Annotated in this window: 14 protein-coding genes and 1 pseudogene; 1 reads left to right on the top strand and 14 read right to left on the bottom strand. The window is 32.3% G+C overall.

The genetic code is table 11. The annotated features are described in order from the left end of the window. Nucleotides 1-31: 31 nt before the first annotated feature. The 11 genes and pseudogenes from OZJ21_RS02700 to OZJ21_RS02750 form a co-directional block, all read right to left on the bottom strand. Nucleotides 32-442 carry a helix-turn-helix domain-containing protein gene (locus OZJ21_RS02700; RefSeq protein WP_191355817.1) on the bottom strand — a complete coding sequence of 137 codons (411 nt, stop codon included), beginning with the start codon at nucleotides 440-442 and terminating at the stop codon, nucleotides 32-34. A gap of 128 nt (nucleotides 443-570) precedes the next feature. Then, nucleotides 571-1,389 (bottom strand): transporter substrate-binding domain-containing protein, encoded by an 819-nt coding sequence (locus OZJ21_RS02705; protein ID WP_003705534.1) that lies wholly within the window; start codon nucleotides 1,387-1,389, stop codon nucleotides 571-573. Between the two features lie 14 nt (nucleotides 1,390-1,403). Continuing rightward, complete coding sequence (locus tag OZJ21_RS02710; protein ID WP_081541086.1) at nucleotides 1,404-2,150, bottom strand: amino acid ABC transporter ATP-binding protein; 747 nt, start codon at nucleotides 2,148-2,150, stop codon at nucleotides 1,404-1,406. A 22-nt stretch (nucleotides 2,151-2,172) separates the two neighbouring features. Further along, nucleotides 2,173-2,868, bottom strand: a complete 696-nt coding sequence (locus OZJ21_RS02715) for an amino acid ABC transporter permease (RefSeq protein WP_003701033.1) — start codon at nucleotides 2,866-2,868, stop codon at nucleotides 2,173-2,175. A 379-nt stretch (nucleotides 2,869-3,247) separates the two neighbouring features. Next, nucleotides 3,248-6,508 carry a hypothetical protein gene (locus tag OZJ21_RS02720; RefSeq protein ID WP_268857405.1) on the bottom strand — a complete coding sequence of 1,087 codons (3,261 nt, stop codon included), beginning with the start codon at nucleotides 6,506-6,508 and terminating at the stop codon, nucleotides 3,248-3,250. 146 nt (nucleotides 6,509-6,654) lie between these two features. Next, nucleotides 6,655-7,299, bottom strand: a complete 645-nt coding sequence (locus OZJ21_RS02725) for an IS3 family transposase (RefSeq protein WP_268857406.1) — start codon at nucleotides 7,297-7,299, stop codon at nucleotides 6,655-6,657. Next, entirely contained in the window at nucleotides 7,272-7,553 is a 282-nt protein-coding gene (locus tag OZJ21_RS02730; protein WP_268857407.1) for a transposase, read from the bottom strand. The genes OZJ21_RS02725 and OZJ21_RS02730 overlap by 28 nt, the downstream gene beginning before the upstream one ends. 2 nt (nucleotides 7,554-7,555) lie before the next feature. Continuing rightward, nucleotides 7,556-8,074: a transposase gene (locus tag OZJ21_RS02735; RefSeq protein WP_268857408.1), complete on the bottom strand. Its 519-nt coding sequence runs from the start codon at nucleotides 8,072-8,074 to the stop codon at nucleotides 7,556-7,558. 107 nt (nucleotides 8,075-8,181) lie between these two features. Next, nucleotides 8,182-8,508: a hypothetical protein gene (locus OZJ21_RS02740; protein ID WP_268857409.1), complete on the bottom strand. Its 327-nt coding sequence runs from the start codon at nucleotides 8,506-8,508 to the stop codon at nucleotides 8,182-8,184. Beyond that, nucleotides 8,506-8,553, bottom strand: a pseudogene (locus OZJ21_RS02745) (hypothetical protein); the annotation flags it as partial. The pseudogene OZJ21_RS02745 and the gene OZJ21_RS02740, both read right to left, overlap by 3 nt. Continuing rightward, nucleotides 8,554-8,697, bottom strand: a complete 144-nt coding sequence (locus OZJ21_RS02750) for a hypothetical protein (RefSeq protein ID WP_268857410.1) — start codon at nucleotides 8,695-8,697, stop codon at nucleotides 8,554-8,556. Nucleotides 8,698-8,873: 176 nt separating this feature from the next. On the opposite strand from OZJ21_RS02750, the gene nox reads away from it, so the two are divergent. Next, nucleotides 8,874-10,217, top strand: a complete 1,344-nt coding sequence (gene nox / locus OZJ21_RS02755; protein ID WP_003709413.1) for a H2O-forming NADH oxidase — start codon at nucleotides 8,874-8,876, stop codon at nucleotides 10,215-10,217. Between the two features lie 200 nt (nucleotides 10,218-10,417). Here nox and glmS read toward each other — a convergent pair whose 3' ends face one another. The 3 genes from glmS to OZJ21_RS02770 all read right to left on the bottom strand — a co-directional run bounded on the left by glmS (nucleotide 10,418) and on the right by OZJ21_RS02770 (nucleotide 16,139). After that, complete coding sequence (glmS, locus tag OZJ21_RS02760; protein WP_268857411.1) at nucleotides 10,418-12,235, bottom strand: glutamine--fructose-6-phosphate transaminase (isomerizing); 1,818 nt, start codon at nucleotides 12,233-12,235, stop codon at nucleotides 10,418-10,420. Nucleotides 12,236-12,379: 144 nt separating this feature from the next. Then, nucleotides 12,380-14,464, bottom strand: coding sequence for a BglG family transcription antiterminator (locus OZJ21_RS02765; protein WP_081541088.1), 2,085 nt, complete (start codon nucleotides 14,462-14,464; stop codon nucleotides 12,380-12,382). A gap of 85 nt (nucleotides 14,465-14,549) precedes the next feature. Beyond that, nucleotides 14,550-16,139: a cation:proton antiporter gene (locus tag OZJ21_RS02770; RefSeq protein ID WP_164480217.1), complete on the bottom strand. Its 1,590-nt coding sequence runs from the start codon at nucleotides 16,137-16,139 to the stop codon at nucleotides 14,550-14,552. Nucleotides 16,140-16,333: the final 194 nt, after the last annotated feature.

Below are 16,333 nucleotides of genomic sequence, written 5' to 3' on the forward strand. Positions count from 1 at the left end.
CTTTAAGCATTACCTTTACAAGAAATTTACATTAATCTAATGGTAAAGCAAGGTCATCTGTATCATCATCATTTAAGTCACTTACTTCTGCATATTTTCCACGAATATGAGCTTTAATTAAACCATAAACCTCAGTTCTATCAGCAGAAGTTAGAGTGCGTCCTTCAAATTTCATTCGTGCATTAGAGGCAAAGAGTTCATTTAAATCTATTTTTCCTCTCATATCTCCGATTAAAAAGTTAGGTGTTACTCCAAAGAAACGACATAACTTTATAATTTCAAGATATGAAGGTGTATTTACGCCTCGTTCCCAACTTCCAATCTGAGGCCCTGTATTCTTTTTTTCTTGCTTGCCTTTTTCCATTTCATTCATTTCTTTAGCTAAACCAGCTAAGGAAAGACCTCTACCAGTCCTTAAGGCACGTAATTTTTCTGGAAACATAATTCTCAGCCCCTTTCACTTTATAAGTATATTATAATTCATAATTACAAAAATTTGTAAGCTGATTTATTTTTCGGCATAAAAAAACGAGGTCTTACTAAAACCCCGTTACTTAATTTAGCTTGACTTTACTTAGTAATGTCGCCACCAACATACTTCTTAGAAAGTTTTGTTAATGTACCGTCATTACGTAATTGCTTCAAAGCTTTGTTTACATCTTTCTTCAAGTCTGTATTCTTCTTAGCCATCAAAGCACTGATCTTAGCTGGCTTTTCATCTTTGGAAACATCTTTAGCTTGAAGTCCCTTGACATTCTTACCATCTTTCTTGTAAGCATACCATGCAGACATTGAGTTAATTGTTCCCTTTACACGACCTTGACGAACCATGTCTAAGGAAGTTGAAAATTCACTAGAAGGAACAACTTTAGCACCAAATTTCTTAGCTACTACAGAGTTGTCAGTTCCTGTACCACTAGCAATTTTTACACCTTTAATATCTTTCAATGTGTTCAAGCCACTACCTTTTTTAGAAATCAAAGCAAAGTGAGAGTAGATGTATGGAGTAGAGAAACCAAATTTAGCTTGTCTTTCCTTAGTAACTGTAATATTGTTCAAAACAATATCATATTTGCCAGTATTTACACCTTCAATTAATCCATCCCATTTAGTTGGTACGAACTTTGCTTTTAAGCCCATTTGTTTAGCAATATCCTTACCAAGTTCAACTTCAAAGCCTGTTAATTTTCCATCTTTACGGTATGAGTATGGAGCAAAAGTTCCTTCTAACCCAATTGTTAAAGTTCCTTTTTGCTTCAATTCACTACTTGTAGCAGCTGAAATTTTATCTGCACTAGCTTGTGCTGGACGAGCAATGTTAAATGCTAATCCCAAACTAGCTACCCCAACAAATGCTGCAACTGATTTAATTAATTTTCCATATTTCATTATTATTCCCTCCATTAATCTAAGTTACTTAACGTCATCGCGGATAAAAAGTTCTTTATTCTTTGATTATCTGAATTGAAAAAGTTATCTTTAGGACCTTGGAACAATATTTGTCCATCTTCAACAAATAAGATCTTATCCGCAACTTTCTGTGCGAAAGCCAAATTATGTGTAACTATTATCAACGATTGTTTTTCTTTAGCTAACTGTAACAATACTTTTAAAACTTCTAATTCTAACTCCGGATCCAACGCACTAGTTGGTTCATCTAGTAGGATATATCTAGGATTCATCGCTAATGATCTAGCAATCGCCACACGTTGAGCTTGTCCACCTGAAAGTTGTTGCGGATAGGCATCTGCTTTATCTGCCAATCCAACTTTTTTGAGTAATTCATAAGCTCTTTTAGTTGCTGATTCCTTATCTTCTTTTAACACATGAACTGGTCCTTCAATAATGTTCTTCAAAACTGTCAAATGTGGAAAAAGGTTGTAATTTTGAAAAACCATTTCTGTTTCACGACGAACTTCTAAAATCTCTTTTTTAGAGATTCCTTTCTTAAAGTCCAGCTTTAAATCATCAAAATAATATTTCCCACTCTCAGGCATCTCAAGTAAATTCAATGAGCGTAACATTGTTGACTTCCCTGAACCAGATGGACCTACTAAAACTGTAGTCTGATTATTTTCAAATGTTGTCGTAATATCTTTTAAAGCTAAATTACCACCAAAAGTTTTATTCACATTTTCTAAACGTAACATTCAATCACCTCACTTACTTTACTTATTGAGTTGCCACATAACGTGACGTTACTTTTTCAAGCCATCCTTGTAAGAAGGATAATACCGTGCATAGAATTGCATATAAGACTGCTACTGTGCAGTACATTACTAATGGCTCATAATTTTCAGCTGCAATTTGTTGACTAACTTCAAACATTTCCACAATCGTAATGGAAGCTGCTAAAGATGTATCTTTCACTAAACCAATGAAACTATTAGCTAACGGTGGTAATGAAACTCTAGCTGCTTGAGGGATGATTATTCTCATCAATGCTTGTTTATGAGTCATTCCAATTGAGGCAGCAGCTTCCCATTGTCCTTTAGGGATTGAAGTAATTGCCGCACGAATTGTTTCGGAAGCATATGCCCCGGTATTAAGTGAAAAAACTATAATTCCTGATGTAAATGGATCTAACTTTATTCCTTCTGGTGCTAGTCCCTTGATTTTTAGATACGGTAATCCAAAGTATACAATAAATAATTGGACCAATAATGGTGTACTTCTAAATAGCCAAACATAAAATCTAAAAATTGCTTTGATAACCAAGAAAGGTCCTTTAGTTTGCGAAATTCTAATTAAAGCTGTAACCAAAGCTAAAATCAATCCTAGAATAAATGAAATAATCGCTAACGGAATTGTGTACTTTATTCCAGCTGATATTAACTCAGGTAAAGAACTAATAACTGTATGCCACATATACTTTCACCTTCTCTTCTTATGTAATGTTCTCAAAATAAAAATGCTATTAGTCTTGTCTCCGACTAATAGCATTCACCGATTTAAATATCTAATTACTTACATACGATTAAATATTCCATCATTAGCGTGAAGATGTTAGTCTTTGACCAGAATTATACATACCAAAAAGCATGTTACACATCATGCAACATGGTTGAGCCATCAACATTGCTTGGTATGAAACTTTAGCCATTTTCTAACACTCCTTCATTTCAAGATACTATAAGAATACAATTTCACTTCTTTTTTGTCAATAAATTTCACACGAGAAATTAAAAACACCTTACAATCGTTAATTTTTTTCTAACGATTATAAGGTGTCTTGTAAAAGTATAAATTATTCCTTCGCACCAGTTATAGTATTAAAGTAATACTTCTTTCCATTTATCAACTGATGTCCATATAACATCCAACCATCTTTATTATAGTAAACCGTCTTATTTTGATAGCTAATATACTGGAAGCCTCGTTGCATGACTCCTTTGCTATTAAATAAATACCAATGTCCACCAATGTTCTTTTGTCCTGTTGCCATCTTACCTGTTACTTTATCAAAATAGTACACTTTTCCGTCTATATTTTGCCAGCCATACAACATCCAACCATCTTTGTTATAGTAAACTGTCTTATTTTGATAACCAATATTTTGGAAGCCTCGTTGCATAACTCCTTTACTATCAAATAAATACCAATGTCCGCCTATATTCTTTTGTCCTACTGTCATTTTGCCGGTTACTTTATCAAAGTAATATACTTTTCCATCTATATTTTGCCAGCCATATAGCATCCAACCGTCTTCATTGTAGTAAACTGTCTTATTTTGATAACCAATATTTTGGAAGCCTTGTTGCATAACTCCTTTGCTATCAAATAAGTACCAGTGACCATCTATATTCTTTTGTTCCGTTGACATTTTACCTGTTATTTTATCAAAATAATGTACTTTACCATCTATATTTTGCCAACCATATAACATCGTTCCATCATCAGAATACCAAACTACTTTATCTTGTGTAGGAATATATTTTTCTCCTATAGTCATTGCTCCGGTCACTTTATCAAAGTTGTACCACTTGCCATTGATATTTTGTTGACCATATAACATGTTACCTAAATGATCATAATAAACAACTTTATTTTGTGTTTCTATTTTTTGGAATCCATGCTGTAAATTACCATTTCTGTACAATCTCCAATGGCCATTTTCAAACTTTTGATGTCCTTCATTTATTCTTTTTACATAAGCTAATTGTAGTTCTGCTTTTCCAAGATTACTTTGTACTTCTTTCAGTTCTTTTTGAGCAGTATTATAGTTTTTTTGTGCTTCTTTTTGTTTAGTTATTTCCTTATTAAATTCTGCAGAATATTCGTTAAAAACAATTTTTGCAGCTTCCAATTCTTTTTTGTCATCGTTCAGCTTCTTATTAAGAGAAGTAATTTGATTACTATAGTTTGATTTTTTATTTTCTAGAATTGTTACTAATTTTCTGCTACTATCTATTTTCTTTTGTAGACGACTTATTAGATCATCCGTCTTTTTTAGTTTCGTATTTATTGCTGCTAATTCATTATTAGCAGTGTCTAACTTTTCCTTATCCAAACTACCCATTTGTGGGGTAATACTATTAACTTTATTAATCAGTTCTGAAGCTTCTGATAAATTTTTATTCATAGCTAACAACAAACCATAGCAATCACGCACTACATTTTTTAGTCTTCCCTGTAGTTCATTATTTTTATCTACAAGATAATAATCGCCTGAAATTCCCCACCCACTTGAATTGCCATTGTTCATTCCATATATCTTAAGTTTTAACTCTTCTAATTGTTTCTCAATTTTAACCAATGACGTTTCAGTCGTATTAAATTTATCTTGATATTTTTCTTTTAAGTTTTTTGTATTATTTATCTTAGTTTCTAAATCATTATAATTATCAACTAATTTTTGTAATGTTTCTTTCTGTTGTTCAACTGCAACTGTATAGCTACTATTTGAATAATTACTATTTTTCAATAGGTGCGTAGTTATCAAATCTTTAGGTATACTTATAAATTCAACACTATTTCCTATTGCTGGAAAAATAATGCTTTCTGGTGTATATGCATTGTAATTAACATCTTCTGATGTAGATACAACAGGATAAATATCGAGAATAAATTCTAAGGAATAAGCATAACTTTCTACAATATTAAGAACTGAATTATAAATGGCTTTTTTCAAATCATTTAAAGTATTTCCTTCAATGTATGACCCATTATAGATTACAGACGGATAGTATTTAATATTTTTATTTTTTAAAGTATTACCTAAAATTATAGTTTCGTCAGTTTCTTTCACGTAGTTTTCTATATACTCTCTTGTTAATTCGACTGCTTCTTCTGTAATTTCTAATTTTTCTTTTCCAACTTGCTTCCTAGCTTGATTAATTAAATCTATAGTATATATTGTAAGATCTCTATACTCATCTTCAGATAATTTATGACTACTATCTATAATTCTATGTTCATCTACATATGAATCTTTAAAGTGATTCAACTCATCTATTTTATTGTTAACTAGAGTTCTTTCATATTCATTCCATCTTGCTTGCTCATAGTTCTCAGGTAATATTATTTTATTTTCAACTATATTCTTTCGCTCTATTTCCAACTTCTTAAGTATATCTTTTTCATTATCGATATTAGCTTTTGTATTGGTTAAATCATATTCATAGTCATACAATTTGTTTACTGTAGTTTGTACTTCATCTAGCTTGTCATTTAGGCTTGTTAAATCATTATATAGCCCCATACTTTCATCAAAATAGTCATCTACTTTTTTATAATTTTCGCTAACAGCATCTATTAACTCTTTTGCATTTGTATATTCCTCATTCATTATACCTATCTCGTCTGTAGGATTATTTGTTGAGGAATCAGGTCTGAATATTGATGGTTCACCGTATTCGTTATAGTCTCCAAATGTATTTTTTATTTTGTCTGATACTTCTTGTAACGCTTTTTGGTCTTCACTAATTTTAACATTCAATTCTTTTAATTTTGGTTGTAATGTTTCTTTAGTTGATACAACATCATTGTAATGTTTTAAATTATTTTCATATTGTTCTTTAGCATCTTGATAGTACTTAGTTGTATCGCCTTTTATTGCTAATTGATCCTTTTTTTCATCATTAATACGCTCTAATAAAGCTTCATTTAAATCAATATCAGTATTTTTAGCATCTATATCCTGATTAACTTCCTGAATACTATCATTAGTATCATTAATCTCTTTTTGAGTTTTCTCCATATCTTGTTGTTTTGTAACTACATTTTCTTTAGCAACATTCATATTTACTTGTGCTAAATCAGTTGCTTGATTAGATGCATTTAAATTATTCTCTGAAATTTTTACATTCTGTTGTGCATCTTTTACATTTTGTTTAGCATTATCTACTCTACTTTGAACATTTTCAATAGATTGAATTTGTGTAGTACTTTCAGTTGGTACTGAAACTGTACTATCTGCAGATATTTGTTCATGCTTTGTAAGTCCTACTGTTGCAATAGTCGCAGAAATTGTTAAAGCTGATACTAAGTGTTGCTTTGACTTTTTCATCTAAATAATCTCCCCTTATAACTCAAATACATTTATATAAATTATTGTTATGTAGTAATTATATCAAACGTTATCAATACTGCATATAAAAAAAGAGTTGGAAAATTTGAAGTGCAACAAAAAAGTTAGACAAAAATAAAATATTTTTAAGCAGCTAAGACATGGGTTCGGTAATCAACCGGACTCATGTTTTTTGTTTTATTGGAAATTCGGTCATTATTGTACCAATTGACATACTTGTTAAAGAACTGTGTGAACTGAGAAATATTCTTACACTTCTTTATTTCAGGCTGTGATTCAACTTTAAAAAGATGGAAAAAACTTTCCATTGGAGCGTTATCTAGGCAGTTTCCCTTGCGGGACATACTTTGAATTAAACCTAATGAATCAATCTTTTCACGATAATAGTCTAATTGGTAGTGCCATCCTTGGTCAGAATGGATAATTGGATTAAAGTTATTGGGGAGGTTATCCTCAAGCTGACTTAATGTATCCATAATCAACAGTTTATTTGAGCTTTGGCTAACAGAAGCGGCTAAAACTTCTTTGGTAGCTTGATCTAAAATAACTGACATGTAAGCCCAGGTCGAATCACCTAAACGTACTTGTGAAACATCCGTATGAAGGACAGTAAAAGAAGATATAGCATCAAATGTTTGGTTTAACAAGTTATCAGCTACCTTACCAACTGTACCTTTATAAGAAGAATAGTGATTATTTTTACGGCGATTATACATAGCTGGTTGTACACCTAATTCGTTCATTAAGCGACGTAAAGTAGCTTCAGCCATATGTGATATCCAGCTTTCTCAAGAAGTGGCATTATACGGCGATAGCCGTATGTATAAGAACCTCTCCATTTACCTTTTTCCGCTATTTCCTTGATTACCACCTTAACATCAGCATACTTATCATTTTTATTGATGATACGTTTGCGTTCGTCGTAATAAGTTGGTCGCTTCAAGTCAATCGTTTTTAGAAGCTCACCAATCCCATATCGTTCCTTTTTTGGCAAGTTTTGTTGGTCTACCCTGATCTGATCCACAATTATTGTTTTCTCCTTGGCTTTGAGGGTCCGAACAGGGTCAACGATTTTTTTAAGATATCACGCTCCATTTTGACTTGACGTAATTCACTCTTTAGTGCCGCAATTTCATCACTTTCCTTTTTTAAAATTTTACGTGCATCCTTCTTTGTCATTTTTGACATCTTACTTGGCCTACCTTTCTTCTTGGATTTCAAGGCTTCAGATCCACCTTCCATAAACAACTTCAACCAGATAGATATCTGTGAACACAAAAGATTATGGGAAGCCGCCACTTTGGACATTGAAACATCATTATTTAGGTAGTAGTTTATCACACGAAGTTTAAAATCAACAGTAAATTTACGTTTGAAATGTCGTAATTTCAACCCTTTGGGTCCTTTTAAATTGTATACAGTCCACCATTTTTTTAAGGTATCCTTTGGTAAAGAATACTTATTTTCTAGACATCGTTGTGAACAGCCAGTATCTAGGTATTCTTGAATAAGATCTAATTTGAATTTTTGAGTATATTTAGTCATACGAAAAAAGCACCTCACAATAGCTAGACTTTGTCTAACAATTGTAAGGCACTTCACAATCGTTAATTTTTTTCTAACGATTATAAGGTGTCTTGTAAAAGTATAGATTATTCTTTCGTACCAGTTATAGTATTAAAATAATACTTCTTTCCATTTATCAACTGATATCCATATAACATCCAACCATCTTTGTTGTAGTAATCTGTTTTACTTTGATTAGCAATGTATTGGAAACCTCGTTGCATAGCTCCCTTACTATCAAATAAATACCAATGTTCGCCTATATTCTTTTGTCCTACTGTCATTTTGCCGGTTACTTTATCAAAGTAATATACTTTTCCATCTATATTTTGCCAGCCATATAGCATCCAACCGTCTTCATTGTAGTAAACAGTTTTATTTTGATAACCAATATTTTGGAAACCTTGTTGCATAACTCCTTTGCTATCAAATAAGTACCAGTGACCATCTATATTCTTTTATCCCGTTGTCATTTTACCTGTTATTTTGTCAAAATAATGTACTTTACCATCTATATTTTGCCAACCATATAACATCGTTCCATCATCAGAATACCAAACTACTTTATCTTGTATAGGAATATATTTTTCTCCTATAGTCATTGTTCCGGTCACTTTATCAAAGTTGTACCACTTACCATTGATATTTTGTTAGAGAAAAATAAGAGAAATGTAACAAAAGAATTTTTAATTTTAAAAAATCTATTGCACAATATTGTGAATAATGTTACAATTTAATTGTTAAAACGTTTACAAACTATTTTAGGAGGTCTTTTATGATGACAAAGACTGTAATTATTGGTACAAATCACGCTGGAATCGCTGCTGCTAATACATTATTGGATAATTATCCAGATCAAGAAGTAGTGATGATTGATAGAAATTCTAATTTAAGTTACTTAGGATGCGGAACAGCACTTTGGGTAGGACGACAAGTGAACGATTATCATGGGTTGTTCTATACCAAAGTAGAAGATTTCACAAATAAAGGTGCTAAAATTACCCTTGAAGCAGAAGTTAAAGATATAGATTTTGATAAAAAAGTAGTTCACTATATTAAGAAAGATGGCACAGAATTAACTGAAGATTACGATAAACTAATTCTAGCAACAGGTTCTCTACCAATATCTCCTAATGTAGCTGGTAAAGATTTAAACGGAATTCATTTCTTGAAATTATTCCAAGATGGTCAAGATGTAGATAAAGAAATTTCTGCAGAAGAAGTAAAGAATGTAGCAGTTATCGGAGCTGGTTATATCGGAGTTGAAATTGCTGAAGCTGCTAAACGTCGGGGTAAGAATGTATTACTATTTGACGCAGCTGATCGTTCCTTATCTACTCATTATGATAAAGCATTCACCGATTTAATGGATAAAAACTTAGCTGATCACGGTATTGAAAATCATTTTGGTGAGTTAGTAACAGAATATAAAGGTAATGACCAGAATCATGTAACTCAAGTTGTAACTGCTGAAGGTGAATATGATGTTGATTTAGTGATTAATGCAATCGGATTTAGACCTAATAATTCATTAGGTAAAGATCATTTGAAACTATTCAAAAATGGAGCTTACTTAGTAGATCGTTATGGACAAACAAGCGATAAAAATGTATATGCAGTTGGAGACTGTGCCACAATTTACTCAAATGCTCTAGATAAAATGACTTATATTGCTCTAGCTTCTAATGCTGTTCGTTCAGGTATTGTAGCTGCACACAATCTTGCTGGGACTAAGCTTGAATCAGTAGGGGTACAAGGCTCAAATGGAATTAACATTTGGGATTTGAAGATGGTTTCAACAGGACTATCAGTAGAGGCAGCGAAAAAATTCGGTTTAGATGTAGAGTATACAGACTTTGAAGACTTACAAAAACCAGCTTTCATGCCTAAAGATGTAAATGCAGAAGTTAAGATCAGAATTGTTTATGAAAAAGAAAGTCGGAGAATTGTCGGAGCTCAACTAGCTTCAACGGAAGATGTTTCAATGGCAATTCACATGTTCTCACTGGCAATTCAAGAACATGTAACTATTGATAAGTTAAGTTTATTAGATATTTTCTTCTTGCCACACTTTAACCAACCATATAATTATATAACAATGGCTGCGTTATCAGCAAAATAAATCTTAGTCAAGACTATTCAGTGAAAGAAATTTTTATTGGATAGTCTTTTTATTACTATTTTCTAAAATTCATCTGAAAATGTATTTTCCCCCAGCCTTTGGTTTGAGTTCAGGTTAGTTTACCATGCAATAGCATAAGACCTATGCTGCATATAAAAAAGAGCTGGACAATTCCAACTCTTTTTTAATATTAATATTTTTTATTCAACTGTAACACTCTTAGCTAAGTTACGTGGCTTATCAACATCGTATCCACGTTGGATTGATGCATAGTAAGCTAATAATTGTGCTGGGATAATAGCCAATAATGGTGATAACAATGGTGTTACTTCTGGTAATACCACTTGATCGCCTTCTTGAGCCACATCGCGACTAGCAATAAATAGCACGTTAGCACCACGAGCTAATACTTCTTGAGCATTACTACGTGTATGAGTAGCTGTCTTAGGATCTGTAATTACAGCTACAACTGGTGTACCTTCTTCAATCAAAGCAATTGTACCGTGCTTCAATTCACCAGAAGCAAAGCCTTCTGTTTGAATGTAAGAAACTTCTTTCAATTTCAAAGCTGCTTCTTGAGCTACATCATAGTCAATTCCACGACCAATGTAGAAAGCATTACGTGTTGTTGCTAACATATCCTTAGCAATCTTTTCAACAGTACCTTTTTCGTCAACTAATTCTTGCATACCATTAGCTACTTTAGTCAATTCAGTAGCAACATCGAATTCCTTAACCTTATCAATGTTTTTAGCTTCGCCATAAGCTTTAACCAAGATAGCTTCTAGAGCAATTTGTGCTGTATAAGCTTTAGTTGAAGCAACAGCAATTTCTGGACCTGCATATAGTAACAATGTATATGTTGCTTCACGATCCAAAGTAGAGTTTTGTACGTTTGTAATTGTTAAACTTGGATAACCTTGTGCATTTACTTGAGTAAGCACTTGACGACTATCAGCTGTTTCACCACTTTGAGTCAAGAAGATGAAGAATGGTTTTTCTGACAACAATGGTGGATTGTAAGCAAATTCTGAAGCAACATGAACTTCAGTTGGAATATTAGCTAATTTTTCAAATAATTCCTTACCTACTAAACCAGCATGGTAACTTGTACCAGCAGCTACGATATACAAACGATCTGCTTTTTCTAAAGCATCCAATAGTTCTTTATCGATGTTGATAGAACCATCTTCTGCTACATAATGTTGAACTAAGTTACGCATTACACCAGGTTGTTCATCAATTTCCTTAAGCATGTAGTATGGGTATGCACCCTTTTGAGCTGCGGCTGGATCTGTATCTACATGGAATGGTTCACGATTGATAACATTTCCATCTGGGTCCTTGATAGTAATTGAATCAGGCTTTACAATTACGATTTCACCATCAACTAATTCGATGAAGTCATGGGTTTGACTCAACATTGCAATTGCGTCTGAACATACAACATTGAAACCATTACCAACACCAATCAACAATGGACTCTTATTCTTAGCAACAAATAATGTATCTGGTTCTTCTTTATCCATCAATAAGAAAGAGTATGATGAACTTTCATCAACTAATCCTAGAACTTTTTTAAATGCTGCTTCTGTGTCTAGTCCTTCATCAGAGAATTTACCGATCAATTGTACAATGACTTCTGTATCTGTACTACTTACCAAAGTTACATCTTGTAAGTATTCATCACGTAATTGAGCAAAGTTTCCAATCACACCATTGTGTACTAAGAAGAAACGGCCATTTGCTGATACATGAGGATGAGCATTAACCTTGCTAGGAATCCCATGTGTAGCCCAACGTGTATGACCGATACCTGTTGAACCCTTAACTTCTGGACCAACTTCTGCACGTAAATCGGAAATACGACCTTTTTCTTTTACTAAAAAGTCCTTACCATTTTGATCATTTACGTAAATTCCAGCTGAATCATAGCCACGATATTCTAATTGTTGTAATCCATCTAATAAAATGTTTGTTGCATCATTATTACCAGTAACACCGACAATACCACACATATGTTATTTACCTCTCAAATTCAAATCTTTATTTTCTAAAATTGGTATAGACCTTGATTTCTTATTTCAAATTATTGAAAATGCTTATAAATCAAGGTAACAGCTACAATATACATTAATATTTATTGCTTGTCAACAATCATTTCATCTAATTGGTATAGCTGATTTTATTTCTTGTAAGAACCTTACAGCAATCGCATTTTGTAACTCTTCCTTTGTACCAGTTGCGAATAATTTCAAAGTATCATCACTCATCACAATCATGCTACTTACCATTCCCATTACATCTTGCTCAATATCTGATAATCTTTCAGGTCCCAACATTAATAACATTCTTGAAACTTCAATTTCAGTTTGATCCATAGCTTTCATCTTTAGAGATTGGTCTAAATCAATTACGGTAAAATAACAACGTTTAACTTCCGGGCTGCTAGTATGTAACAAGGCCATGTTACTATTAGGAATTCCAATCGGAGCTAAATCTATTCTACGTTTTAAATTTTCAGCTACTTGTCTTTTATCTTTTACTATTCCTTGTCCAATTCTATTTGTAATTTCTTTAATTACTTGAGATAAGTTTTCAGTAGATTTATTTTTTAATGTAATTACTTCAATTCCATTTACTAATTCCGTACAGAATAATGCCCCTATCGCAATACCATTCAACTTTTTAGTTGGTTGTAACTTAGAATTATTCAAATAAACATTATTATTTTCTGTTTCTTTGCCGATATAATTTTCCTGATATTTTTTCAAATAATCTTTAATATTACTAATCTCATCATCTAATAATAGAGGGCTAACTATTTGATATTTTCTTGGAAAACCTGGTAATTTTAAAGTAGATAAAATTAAATCATAGCCACTTAAATCAAGGTCTTGAAGTTGTGCAATTTTAGAAATTTTTACTTTCTTAACTTCTGGAATTTCTTGCTTTAATCTTTGTCCCAAGATCGATGATGTACCGATCCCATTTTCACAAATTACTAGCGCTTTCAAATCTCCTCGATAATGACGACTAGTATATTCATTAGCGAAATACAGTAGCAATAATTGTAGTTCAGATTGTGCTAACTTTTCATCTGGAAAACTAACTTTCCACGCTTGTTTAATAGCATTAAATAAATCTTGATACCTTTCGCTTAATCTAGTTAAAGTTTCAATTCTCGTATTAGGTAACCTTTCAACCTGATGACTTACTAAACCAGCAATATGCGTTGTCAGACGTTTCAAAAATGCCGGATTACGTTGAAAATCCCATTTCATTTTTTCAGAAACTGTTTGAACGAAAGACTTTATTTGTAGTGATAAAGCCAGTTCTTGATCATTATCATAAAATGTCGGAGAACTCTCATTATCACAACTTTGGAATTGATTAGCTAAATAGATAATTTCTTTTCTATCTAGTTTTAACGGTTCTATTTGTGAATACTCAGCCATAAATTGATAAACCAATGATTGATATTTCAACGAACCATCAATAGCTTTAATTTCACCCAAATTATCAGATGAGGCAGCTCTTTCTAAACAAATGGTTGTTAATAATATCAGCTGCATTGATTGGTGATCTGACTTGATATTTATTTTCTTCAATACGCTTTTGTTTAGAGCTTGAGTTACTAATTGAATCCTTTTTTTCGGTAATAATCTCAAAAAATAATTGTTTCCCCCGACATCCTGATCGTCACCAATATACTTAAAGAAACGATAATCATTGATCTCACTCAATAAGATACCACATAGTACCTGACGTCTTTGAAATTCGGTACCTTTAACTGAAATGCCTACACCTTTTTTCTTAATTAAAGTTATCCCATATTTTCCAAGTGCCAAGGCTACTTCCGTTAAATCTCGTTGTACAGTACCTTCACTTACTTTTAGAGACATTGCCAGACTAACAATTTTTTGTGGCTCATCTTCTAGTAAAAGCATTGCCGCCAAAATACTTTGCCTTTCAGATACTGACATTTCTTGTTGACTAGGACTATCACCAATGTCTTCACGCAATTGTTCAATATCTCTTTCTTGTCCTTGAAGTACATATTTCCCATCAATGTTAGAAATTGTCAGTCCTCTTCGCTCTAAATCCAATTTTAGCTCGTTAAATTCACGATAAATGGTTCTTCGACTAACATTGACGCTTTCTTCAAGCTGTTTAATCGTTGTCCCATTTGATATTCGTAATAATATCGATAAAATTTCTTTTTGCCTTTTTGTAAGAATTATCATAGGAATTAACGTCCTTTCACGCTACTTTGACAAATTTAGACATTATCTAATATTTAGTCTAACTCACAATTTTATTAAAGTAACCCTATTCTTCAATAAATTCCGAATTGAGAACTATCGACTCAGCTAAAAGAATTTCACTATATAAGTGATACACATATTTTTCATACCGTGCTTCTTTTTGAGAAATCATATCTAAATATTGTCGTTCTTGATAGAATGCATTAATAAATGCACGTCTTTCCATTTCTTTTTCCGCTTCTGTATATTGTGGATGACGTACTGCATTACGCCATTCTTTGACAAAATCCCTTGTTCTTGTATTTTGATTTTGAGACTTCAAATCAAAAATTACAGATTGTTTTACATTTTTCGCTAAGTACATTTTCTGTACGGTAGCGATTGCTTGTTGAATCATTTCTTCTCTTAATTCATCTAATTCCTTTTCACCATCTTCATCAGACACATCTTTATCTAAAATGAACCTAAAAATAACAGTAGGAACTATCATACTTAAAATAATCAGTACACTTTCAGACATCACTATTAAACTAAAATCTTGGCTATTAACACTAGTCTTAGCTACTGTAAATGCTAGGGATAACGTTACAGCTCCATGCACACCACCTAAAGAAAAAATCCAACCTGCATGATTATCCATTTTAAATTTAATTCTGCCATATATATACCGTACAATTACATTGGATAAGTACAAAATTGCACCTAAAGTTATCCAGATCCACGAATTATAAGTGATACTCTCATCTTTTATGATATTAACCAACATCATTCCTAAAATTACAAAAACAATGCTGTTAAAAAGTTCCGTAATGATTGAAACTAAATTTGTACCCATATACACCATTTGAGCATTCGCTAATCGACTACGTTGAGTTTCAGCATTATGCACCAATCCTGCACAAACTACTGCAATAATCCCAGAAACATGAAATTCTTCCGCCAGATAATAGATAATAAATGGTGTCATTAAATAAATAATCACCTGTGCATTTACAGAATTATACGAACTTCTAAGGAGTGCTTGCCTGAATAAAACAATAATCCATGCGATTATAAAACCAATTACAATCCCACCACCAGCAGATAGAATAAAATCTGTCAATGTTTCACGATAGTTTATTCTTCCATTGATATACCATAAAACAGCCATGTTTAATAAAATAATTCCTGAAGCATCATTAAATAATGATTCCATTTTTAAAAAGAATCCTTCGCGACGTGGAATTTTTAGTCCTTCAGTTACTGATTGAGTGGCTGTTGCATCAGTTGGTGTACTGATTGCAGCTAAGATAAAAGCCAATGGCAAACCAATCTTACCAATTGCATAGCTACTAAATCCGGCTACGATTGCACAAAGTAAGACCATGATAACTGTAACTTGGAAAATCTGTTTTACCCTTTTACCAACTACATTAAGGAAAGTAGCTTGCCCTTCAAAGAATAATAGCGGTGCTACGATTAAAAGCATAAAAACTTCCGGATTAAATGAACGGATGTCATAAGTCGTTACAGGAAGTAATCCTAAAACCGCTCCCATAATTAGACTAACGTAATTCATTGATACTTTAGCAAACATCTCAGCAATTATAATGCTGATAACAGCAAAAAATACCAATTCAAATAATAAAATTATTATCTCCAAACTATCTATCATCCCTTCCTTGTGTTATCTATAAATTAATTCTAGCATAAAATATAAAAAATTTGTATGAATTAAGCAAATAAAAAAGAGCGGTAAATTAAAACCGCCCTCAATTCTACAATGTTGCACGACTTTTAGAGTTGGCTGACTCTATCTGTGTTCAACATAATTATCTTTATTCTGACACTATTATAACATAAAACGTT

The organism is Ligilactobacillus sp. UO.C109, from assembly GCF_026847815.1.
In the GTDB taxonomy this organism is placed as follows: Bacteria; Bacillota; Bacilli; order Lactobacillales; family Lactobacillaceae; genus Ligilactobacillus; species Ligilactobacillus salivarius.